This is a genomic window from Streptomyces sp. NPDC060028, assembly GCF_042736725.1.
Classification (GTDB): Bacteria; Actinomycetota; Actinomycetes; order Streptomycetales; family Streptomycetaceae; genus Streptomyces.
On sequence record NZ_JBHWVJ010000152.1, the window covers coordinates 1 to 9132 of the forward strand.

Sequence of the window (9132 nt, forward strand, 5' to 3'; positions counted from 1 at the left end):
GCCCCCGAACCCCGTCAACGCCACCGAGCACACGAGTCCCGAACGTCACCCCGCCGGGCCGAACCGCCCCTACACCCCTACACCGCCGACTCCGGTGCGATGCGGCTTCGGACCGCCGACTGGACGTCCTCTTCCTCCGCCGGGTCCGATGCCAGGCGGCGCAGGCGCGGGGCCACGCGGGCGTCTGCCGTCTCCGCGTGGCGGGCCGCCACCTCGCGGGTGGTCTCCTCGCAGTCCCAGAGGCATTCGACGGCGAAGCCCGCCGCGAAGGACGGGTCCGTGCTGGCCAGTGCCCGGGCTGCGCGGCCGCGCAGGTGGGACGAGGCCGTCTCGCGGTAGATGTGGCGCAGCACCGGGGCCGCGCAGCCGATCGCCAGGCGGCCCGCTCCGTCGACCAGGGCGAACAGCAGGCGGGTGTCCGGGCCGTCGCCGCGGACGGTGGAGCGCAGTGCCCCGAGGACGAGATGGGCGTCCTCGGCGTCGCCGCGGGCGGCCAGGAGGGCCGCCGCGGCCGCTCCCAGGGCGTCGGGGCGGTGGATCCAGCGGCGGGCGCGTTCGACTGCGGCGGGGCCGCACATGCGCTCGTAGGCGGCCACGGCGGGTTCGTCGCCGGCGGCTTCGATGAGGTCCAGGACGGCCGGGTTGTCCGGTTCGGCGAGGACCAGGTGGTGCAGGGCGGTGGCGCGGGCGGCCTCGCCGGAGGCGCCGGCGGCGGCCGCCAGGATGGCCGGGCGGTCCTCGGGCGCGGCGACGGCGGCGAGACATCGCGCGGCAGGCACGTGCAGCGGGGTGCCGCGGCGCAGCCCGTCGGCGGCCCAGTCGAATACGGCCTGGACTCCCCAGCCGGGCCGGGGGCCGGAGGGGGTCAGCTGGCGCTGCCAGCGGTCGAAGGAGCCCTGTTGGCGGGCGGCGCGCAGCCGCTCCCCGTACTCGGCCGACTCTTCCCACAGGCACCAGGGTCTGGGTTCGTACGCGTCGCGGACGGCGGCGGCCAGCCGCGCCTCGCCGTCCGCCGTGTGGGGGAAGCGGGCGAGGACGGGTGCGGCGAGGCCGCGCAGGCCTTCGTCGTCGTCGCGCAGGGCGAGCTCGTCGAGGGCCCAGGCCCAGTTCGCGCCGGAGGCGGCGTACCGGCGCAGCAGCATCAGTGCGTCGTCGCGGCCGTACGAGGCGAGGTGGCCGAGTACGGACAGGGCGAGGCCGGTGCGGTTCTCGTCCTCGTCGAAGAGGTCTTCCGCGCTGAAGAGGTGGGTCTCGATCTCGCCGAGGGGGCCGTCGAGGTCCAGGTACAGGCGGGCGTAGTACAGCGAGCGGTTCTCGACCTGCCAGTCCTGGCGCGGGTCGCGGAGCACGCACTGGTTGAGGGCCGCGAGGGCCTCCGTGCGGGGCGCCGCGAGGGCGTGGAGGGTGCCGTCGCCGCGACCGCGCTGGAGGAGCCCGAGCAGGGTGCCGCTTGGCGCTATGACTGGTTCGAACATGGGAATGGCCTCAAATCAAGCTGGGGACGCAACCGGGAATCGGGATTCACAGGGCCGCGTAACAGCATGTGAGGACGTCCGCCGTCATGTTCCGCTCGATGTAGACCATTGCCTTCTCACTCTCGTCGGTGCTCCGCGACCGTGCCGGGCCGGTGTGGCAGGGGTGGCTGTGGACACCCGTTGTGTCCAGTCCGCTCCTGCCCGTCCGTCATGTCCGCGAATCGAATCCGTCGCCATGATGACCCAGCCGCTTTGTCCACCGCGACCACATTTCCGGCTGCCGTGACCAACCTGTGAGGTCCGCGGTGGTCAGTCGGCGGTCAGCTCCCGCCCAAAAGCGGACTACTTGGCTCCGAAGAGTTCCAGCAGGTCGGCCTTTGCGAACATGCGCGCCGTGTCCACGGCGGAGGGGGTTCCGGCGTTCGGATCGGCTCCGCCGGCGAGCAGGGCGCGGATGACGGCCTCCTCGCCCTTGAAGACGGCGCCGGCGAGCGGGGTCTGCCCGCGGTCGTTGGCGCGGTCGGCTTCGGCACCGCGGGCCAGCAGGGCCGTGACGGCTTCGGCGTGGCCGTGGTAGGCGGCCAGCATGACGAGGGTGTCGCCGCGGTCGTTGGTGAGGTTCGCGGGGACTCCGGCGTCGAGGTACGCGGCGAGCTCCCCGGTCCGGCCGTGGCGGGCGAGGTCGAAGATCTTGGTGGCCAGTTCGATGACGTCCTCGTCGGGGGCGTCCTGCGGACCGCCCGCGGTGGGCTCGTGCCCGGGGTTGCGCTCGCTCATCGGTCGTACCGCCTTTCACTCGCTTGTGGCAAGGAGTTTCCCCAGGCCGTGCGGGCAGGGGTGCGTACGGCGCTGCGTCCGTACGGGTGAATCGCCAGGGTAGCGCCCGGACCTGCACATGAGCGGGCCGGCCCGAGGCAAGGATCACCGCCGAGCCCCTTCACCTCCGGCGCGCCAGGCGGAGTGGGCCGGTCAAGTGAAAAACGCCGCCGTTCACCCGTATGCACCTTTTGTCGCATTGATACTTGCTGTGAGCTTGGAAGAACTGATGGTGACTGTCCCCACTCACCAGGAGAACTCCTCATGGTCCTGTCCATCTCAGGTGTCGTCCTGCTCGGCATCATCTGCTTCCTGTTCTTCAAGAAGGACGGCATGAAGCTGACGCACGCGTTCGTCTGCGGGCTCTTCGGCTTCTTCCTCGCCGGCTCCGCCATCGCCCCCAGCATCACGGCGAGCACCGCGAGCCTCGCGAGTCTCCTCGGCGGGATCAAGCTCTAGCGCCGTCCGACCGCAACCCCGCCACACCCACAACTCCAGGAGACGCCCGTGGCCCGGCGCCCACTTCCCCGCATCCTCAGCAACGGCACCTCGTCGCTGGCCCGGGGCCGCGACCTCGCTCGCACGGCCGCCGACAGCGCCACGGACGTCCTCCATCCGCTCCTCACCATCGGACGCGGCCTGCGCATCCTGGCCTCCGCCGGGCGGCGCAAATGGTCCGGGACGCCCAAGGACAAGCGTGGTCCCGCGCTGTTCCTGGGCGCCGCCTGCGTCCTCGTGGTCGCGCTCGTCCCCTACGGCCCCCTGACCGCCCTGATCACGCTCATGGCGGCGGCGGCCTGGCAGGGACGCGACCGCGCCCCGGTGAAGACCGGGCCCAACGATGCCGAGACCGAACGGCTCGGCTCCCTCTACGAAGCCCTCGTGCCGTACTTCTCCATCCCGGAGGACCCCAATCCGCTCTTCGCCCACGGCGGGGACTGGGACAAGGCCTTCAGCGGCTACGAGTTCGACGAGGCGGGCCGCGTCACCCGGCTCCACATTCGCTACCCGGCCTACTTCACCGATGGCGAGGCCACCTCGCGGGCCCGGATCGAGGCACTGCTGCACGCCAAGTCCGGGCGCGGACGGGAGTACCTCTTCGACTGGGACGAGGAGGGCAACCAGCTCGACCTCAGTGTGCTGGCGGCGTTGCCGACGGCGATCGCCGCCCAGCCGTTCGTGACCTCCCCCGGCGAGACCGTGCTCGGCTTCACCGACGCGGGCAGCGTCCAGCGCACCCTGCCCGTCCTGGAGGGCGACGAGCCCCGGGACGTGCCGCCCGTGATCTGGCGCACCGGCCCCCGGTCCACCGAGCCGCACCTGCTGGCCGTCGGCCAGCCCGGCAGCGGCACCTCGACCCTGCTGCGCTCGATCGCCCTGCAGGCCCTCCAGCACGGTGGCGACGTACTGATCGTCGAGGGCGGCGGCAGCGGCGAGTACGCCTGCCTCTCGGGCCGCACCGGCGTCCTGGCCGTGGAGGGCGGGCCTGCCGGGGCCCTGGCCACCCTGGAGTGGGCCGCGCAGGAGACCGAGCGGCGGCTGATCGCCACCCACCGCGCCCGCGAGGCCGGACGGCCCGCGCCCGAGGACACCCGGCGCCCGCTGTGGATCCTGCTGGACCAGCCCACGGTGCTGGCCCACCTCGCGACCGCCGAGGGGAGTCCGGACCCGCTGGCGCAGCTCCCGGTGGCGCTGCGGCACGGGCGCGCCGCGAACGTCACCGTGGTGGTGGCCGAGCACCACGACCACCTGGAGCTGCTGAACGACGCCGTCTGGCAGCACACCCGGGCCCGCGTGGTGCTGGGGCCGGCCACGATCCAGCAGATCGCCGACGTGCTGGGGCTGCCGCCGCACACCACCCCGACGGCCCAGGTGCCGCCGGGCCGCGGGTACGCCCGGCTCGGCGCGGGTCCCGTGCACCGCCTCCAGGTGCCCGCGACGCCGGACCCGTACGACGACGGCACGCATCCGGTACACCGCCAGGCCGTGCTGGAACTCCTGCCCGGGCGCCAGGCGGCCGCGGTCGCCGCCGTCCCGGACCCCGTCGGCCACCTCACGCTGACCAAGCCGCCACAGGCGCAGCCCCCGGCGCAGTCGATCGACGCCCCGGAGATCCCCGAGATGCCGGCCGACGCTCCCTGGCCCGGGCGGCTCGGTTAGGCCACGAAGGTGCGCGGCGGCTCCGCGCCGCTGCCGCCCGCACCGGTGCCGACCAGGCGGGCCGCCGCCGCCAGTCGGGCGGCGGCCTCATCGGCCACCGGGCCGCCCACGGTGAACGGCAGCCGGACGTAGCCCTCGAAGGCCCCGTCGACGCCGAACCGCGGCCCCGAGGGAACCCGTACGCCGACCCGCTCCCCCACCTCGGCCAGCCGGGAGCCGGACAGTCCGCCCGCGCGGGCCCACAGGGTCAGCCCGCCGCGCGGGACCTCGAACTCCCAGTCGGGCAGCTCCCGGCGCACGGCGGTGACGAGCGCGTCCCGGTTCTCCCGGGCCTGGTCGCGGCGGATCCCCACCGCTTCCTCCCAGCCGCCGGTGCGCATCAGCCAGTGCACCGCGAGCTGCTCCAGCACGGGTGTGCCGAGGTCGGCGTACGCGCGCGCCGCGACGAGGCTGCGGATGACGTCGGGGGCCGCGCGGACCCAGCCGATGCGCATCCCGGCCCAGAAGGCCTTGCTGGCGGAGCCGACGGTGATCACGGTGGAGCCGGCCGGGTCGAAGGAGCAGACCGGGCGCGGCATGACCAGGTCCGGTTCCAGCTGGAGTTCGGCCATGGTCTCGTCGGCGATCAGGACGGTGCCGGCGGAGCGGGCGGCCTCGACCATGGCGCGGCGCTGTTCGTCGGAGGCCAGGGCGCCGGTCGGGTTGTGGAAGTCGGCGACGACGTAGGCCAGGCGCGGGGCGGAGTCGCGCAGCACCTGGCGCCAGACGTCCATGTCCCAGCCGGTCAGCCCTTCCGCCATGGCCACGGGTACGAGGCGCGCTCCGGCGGCGCGCATGAGCTGGAGGATGTTGGCGTAGGACGGGGATTCGACGGCGATCCGCTCGCCGCGGCCCGCGAAGAGGCTGCAGATGGCGTCGATCGCGCCCATGGCCCCGGTGGTGACCATGATCTGCTCGGGCATGGTCGGGATGCCGCGCTCGGTGTAGCGCTCGGCGAGCATCCGGCGCAGTGCGGGCAGCCCGGCGGGGTAGTCGCCGTGGGTGTGCGCGTAGGGCGGGAGTTCCTCCAGGGCGCCCTGGACGGCCTTGGTGAGCCAGGGCTCGGGGGCCGGGAGGGCGGCGCAGCCGAGGTCGATCATCGAGCCGAGCGATTCGGGGGGCAGCGGTTCCAGGCCGCGCGCGGGCAGCGGATTGCCGGCCGGTACGGCGGTCCAGCTGCCGGCGCCGCGGCGGGACTCCAGGAATCCCTCGCCGCGCAGGGCCTCGTACGCGGCGGCGACGGTGGTGCGGCTGAGGGAGAGGGCGACGGCGAGCTCCCGCTCGGCGGGCAGCCGGGCGGCGACGGGGACCCGGCCCTCCAGGACGAGCAGCCGGATCCCGTCGGCGAGGGTGCGGTAGGCGGGCAGCTTGCGGGCGCCGGGGACGGCGGGCCGTTCCTGCTGGGAGGTGATGAGCCGGGCGAGCTGTGCGGCACCGACCGCCGAGGTCCACTGAGCCATGCTGTCCGGTCCACCTTCATAGAATTGGCCCCGACCGGCCCCGAGAGTGGTCGGGATTGGATTGCTTCTGCCGTCACAGGGTGGCATGCGGGAGTCCATTCGGACCAGGGGCCCGGACGGCGGAGTCGTTCACCGCCCGGCCATCCGGTCGGCGACGGCTCGGGGGATACTGCGGCGGTGACGCACGTACGCCTTCGCCACCCGTATCTGGACCACCCGGCTCCGATCCCCTTCGCGCACCGGGGTGGGGCCGCGGACGGACTGGAGAACACCGCCGCCGCCTTCCGCCGGGCCGCCGCCACGGGATACCGGTACTTCGAGACCGACGTCCACGCCTCGGCCGACGGGAAGCTGGTGGCCTTCCACGACGCGACCCTGGACCGGGTGACGGACGCGCAGGGCCGTATCCGCGAGCTGCCCTGGAGCCGCATCCGGGAAGCCCGGGTGGGCGGGACCGAGCCGCTGGCGCTCTTCGAGGAGCTGCTGGAGGAGTTTCCGGACGCCCGTTGGAACATCGACGTCAAGGACGAGTCGGCCCTGCACCCGCTGGTCAACCTGATCGCCCGGGCCGGGGTCTGGGACCGGGTCTGCGTGGGCTCGTTCTCGGAGAGCCGGGTGGCACGGGCCCAGAAGATCGCGGGGCCGCGCCTGGCCACCTCGTACGGGGTGCGCGGGGTGCTGGGGCTGCGGCTGCGCTCCTTCGCGATCCCGGCGGCGCTGCGCGTCGGCGCGGTGGCGGCGCAGGTTCCGGAGATCCAGGCGGGCATCCGTGTCGTCGACCGGCGGTTCGTACGCATCGCGCACGAGCGGGGACTCCAGGTGCACGTCTGGACCGTGAACGAACCGGAACGTATGGAGGCGCTGCTCGACCTGGGTGTCGATGGCATCATGACCGACCGGATCGACATCTTGCGCACGGTGCTGGACCGGCGCGGGGCCTGGGCCTGACGAGCCCGTTCGGCCTCCGTGCCCGGTGGGGCGGCCGCTGCGGTACGGGGACCAGCGAGGGGGCACTCATGAGTGCGCGGACGGCACAAGAAGCGGAATCGGGCGCGGAGGACGGCAGAGCCGGATCGGGCGGCGAGGACGGCAGAGCCGAGGCCTCCGCGCGCGCCGCGCGCAAGCGCGAGCAGCGCGGCTGGTATTTCTACGACTTCGCCTGCTCGGTCTACTCGACGAGCGTGCTCACGGTGTTCCTCGGGCCGTACCTGACCTCGGTGGCCAAGGCCGCCGCGGACGCCGAGGGGTACGTGCATCCGCTGGGCATCCCGGTGCGGGCGGGGTCCTACTTCGCGTACACCGTGTCGGCCTCGGTGATCGCGGCCGTTCTGATCATGCCGCTGGCGGGTGCGGTCGCCGACCGTACCGGCCGCAAGAAGCCGCTGCTGGCGGCCGCGGCGTACACGGGTGCGGCGGCGACGGCCGGGATGTTCTTCCTGGGCGGTGAGCGCTATCTCCTCGGCGGGCTGCTGCTGATCGTCGCGAACGCGGCGCTCGCGGTCTCGATGGTGCTCTACAACGCCTTCCTGCCGCAGATCGCCACCCCCGACGAGCGCGACACCGTCTCCTCCCGCGGCTGGGCCTTCGGCTACACCTCGGGCGCCTTCGTGCTGGTGCTGAACCTGGTGCTGTTCCAGGGCCACGACTCCTTCGGCCTCTCCGAGGGCGAAGCGGTGCGGATCTGTCTGGCCTCGGCGGGCCTGTGGTGGGGAGCGTTCGCGGTCATCCCGCTGCGCAGGCTGCGGGACCGGGCGGTCGTACGGGAGGCGGGCGCGGGCGCGGGCCCGGCCGTCAGCGGGTGGCGGCAGCTGCTGGCCACCCTGAGGGACATGCGGCGCTATCCGCTGACCCTGTCGTTCCTGCTGGCGTACCTGATCTACAACGACGGCGTGCAGACGGTGATCTCCCAGGCCTCGATCTACGGCTCCGAGGAGCTGGAGCTGGAGCAGTCCACGCTGATCGTGGCCGTGCTGCTGGTGCAGATCCTGGCCGTGGCGGGCGCGCTGGGGATGGGCCGGCTCGCCGCGGTGTACGGCGCCAAGCGGACGATTCTGGGTTCGCTGGCCGCGTGGGGCCTGACCCTGGCGGCCGGTTACTTCCTGCCGGCCCGGACGCCGGTGTGGTTCTTCGCGCTGGCCTCGATGATCGGGCTGGTGCTGGGCGGCAGCCAGGCGCTGTCGCGTTCGCTGTTCTCGCACCTGGTCCCGGCGGGCAAGGAGGCCGAGTACTTCTCGGCGTACGAGATGAGCGACCGCGGGCTGAGCTGGGTGGGGCCGCTGGTCTTCGGCCTGACGTACCAGGTCACCGGCAGCTACCGGGACGCGATCATCTCGTTGGTGGCCTTCTTCGCACTGGGTTTCGTGCTGCTCGCCAGGGTGCCGGTGCGGCGCGCGGTGCAGGCGGCGGGCAATCCTGTACCCGAGCGGATCTGACGGCCGGGTCCGGGCTCGCGGGGCGGTCGGCCCGAACCGTATTCACGAGCGAATTCCGAACGGATTTCGACGTGGAAGCGAAGGGCCGGTAGTGTACGCCTTTGCCCTGCCAGGCGGACCGTTACTGCATGCTGCAGAAGTGAAGACGTTGGGTGACATCTGCTGCCAGATGTGACAAAACGGGCATTGGTGGGTACAACAAGGGGCGGCACGACGGGCGACGCGTGACCCGGAGCGGGAATCTATACCGCCGACCGGACGTTGACCGGATGACGACGACAGCGACACCTGTCCTGTGGGCGACAAGCCCGGGAGGCACGATTCATGAGTGAGCGAGCTCTCCGCGGTACGCGGCTCGTGGTTACCAGCTACGAGACGGACCGCGGCATCGATCTGGCCCCGCGCCAGGCGGTGGAGTACGCATGCCAGAACGGACATCGATTTGAGATGCCGTTCTCGGTTGAGGCAGATATTCCGCCGGAGTGGGAGTGCAAGGCGTGCGGCGCCATGGCACTCCTGGTCGACGGAGACGGGCCCGAGGAGAAGAAGGGCAAGCCTGCGCGAACGCACTGGGACATGCTCATGGAGCGACGCACTCGCGAGGAGTTGGAGGAAGTGCTCGCCGAAAGGCTGGCGGTCCTCCGTTCCGGCGCCATGAACATTGCCGTGCATCCGCGGGACAGCCGCAAGTCCGCGTAACGCGGGCGCTGAGCACGGGAAAAGCTGAGGGGCCCCGCCACTTTGTGGCGG

At 72.5% G+C, this 9132-nt stretch carries 8 protein-coding genes; 5 read left to right on the forward strand and 3 right to left on the reverse strand.

Annotated elements, in window-relative coordinates; all coding sequences use genetic code 11:
* Positions 1-77: 77 nt before the first annotated feature.
* Together ACFWBF_RS36650 and ACFWBF_RS36655 are read right to left on the reverse strand one after the other, a co-directional pair.
* Positions 78-1475 (reverse strand): HEAT repeat domain-containing protein, encoded by a 1398-nt coding sequence (locus tag ACFWBF_RS36650; protein ID WP_385609167.1) that lies wholly within the window; start codon positions 1473-1475, stop codon positions 78-80.
* 342 nt (positions 1476-1817) lie between these two features.
* Entirely contained in the window at positions 1818-2252 is a 435-nt protein-coding gene (locus ACFWBF_RS36655; RefSeq protein ID WP_385609168.1) for an ankyrin repeat domain-containing protein, read from the reverse strand.
* 303 nt (positions 2253-2555) lie between these two features.
* Here ACFWBF_RS36655 and ACFWBF_RS36660 point away from each other — a divergent pair, with 303 nt between their 5' ends.
* A complete protein-coding gene (locus tag ACFWBF_RS36660; protein WP_125605336.1) occupies positions 2556-2750 on the forward strand; it encodes a hypothetical protein in 195 nt (64 codons plus the stop codon).
* 48 nt (positions 2751-2798) lie between these two features.
* Positions 2799-4451 (forward strand): hypothetical protein, encoded by a 1653-nt coding sequence (locus tag ACFWBF_RS36665; RefSeq protein ID WP_385609169.1) that lies wholly within the window; start codon positions 2799-2801, stop codon positions 4449-4451.
* On the opposite strand, the gene ACFWBF_RS36670 is transcribed toward ACFWBF_RS36665, so the two are convergent.
* On the reverse strand, positions 4448-5950 hold the full coding sequence (locus tag ACFWBF_RS36670) for a PLP-dependent aminotransferase family protein (protein ID WP_385609170.1): 1503 nt from the start codon (positions 5948-5950) through the stop codon (positions 4448-4450). The genes ACFWBF_RS36665 and ACFWBF_RS36670 overlap by 4 nt on opposite strands.
* Positions 5951-6127: 177 nt before the next feature.
* Here ACFWBF_RS36670 and ACFWBF_RS36675 point away from each other — a divergent pair, with 177 nt between their 5' ends.
* The 3 genes from ACFWBF_RS36675 (at position 6128) to ACFWBF_RS36685 (ending at position 9081) form a co-directional block, all read left to right on the forward strand.
* Entirely contained in the window at positions 6128-6898 is a 771-nt protein-coding gene (locus tag ACFWBF_RS36675; protein ID WP_385609171.1) for a glycerophosphodiester phosphodiesterase family protein, read from the forward strand.
* 68 nt (positions 6899-6966) lie between these two features.
* A complete protein-coding gene (locus ACFWBF_RS36680; protein ID WP_385609172.1) occupies positions 6967-8382 on the forward strand; it encodes an MFS transporter in 1416 nt (471 codons plus the stop codon).
* A 324-nt stretch (positions 8383-8706) separates the two neighbouring features.
* A complete protein-coding gene (locus ACFWBF_RS36685; protein WP_031146696.1) occupies positions 8707-9081 on the forward strand; it encodes an RNA polymerase-binding protein RbpA in 375 nt (124 codons plus the stop codon).
* Positions 9082-9132 lie beyond the last annotated feature (51 nt).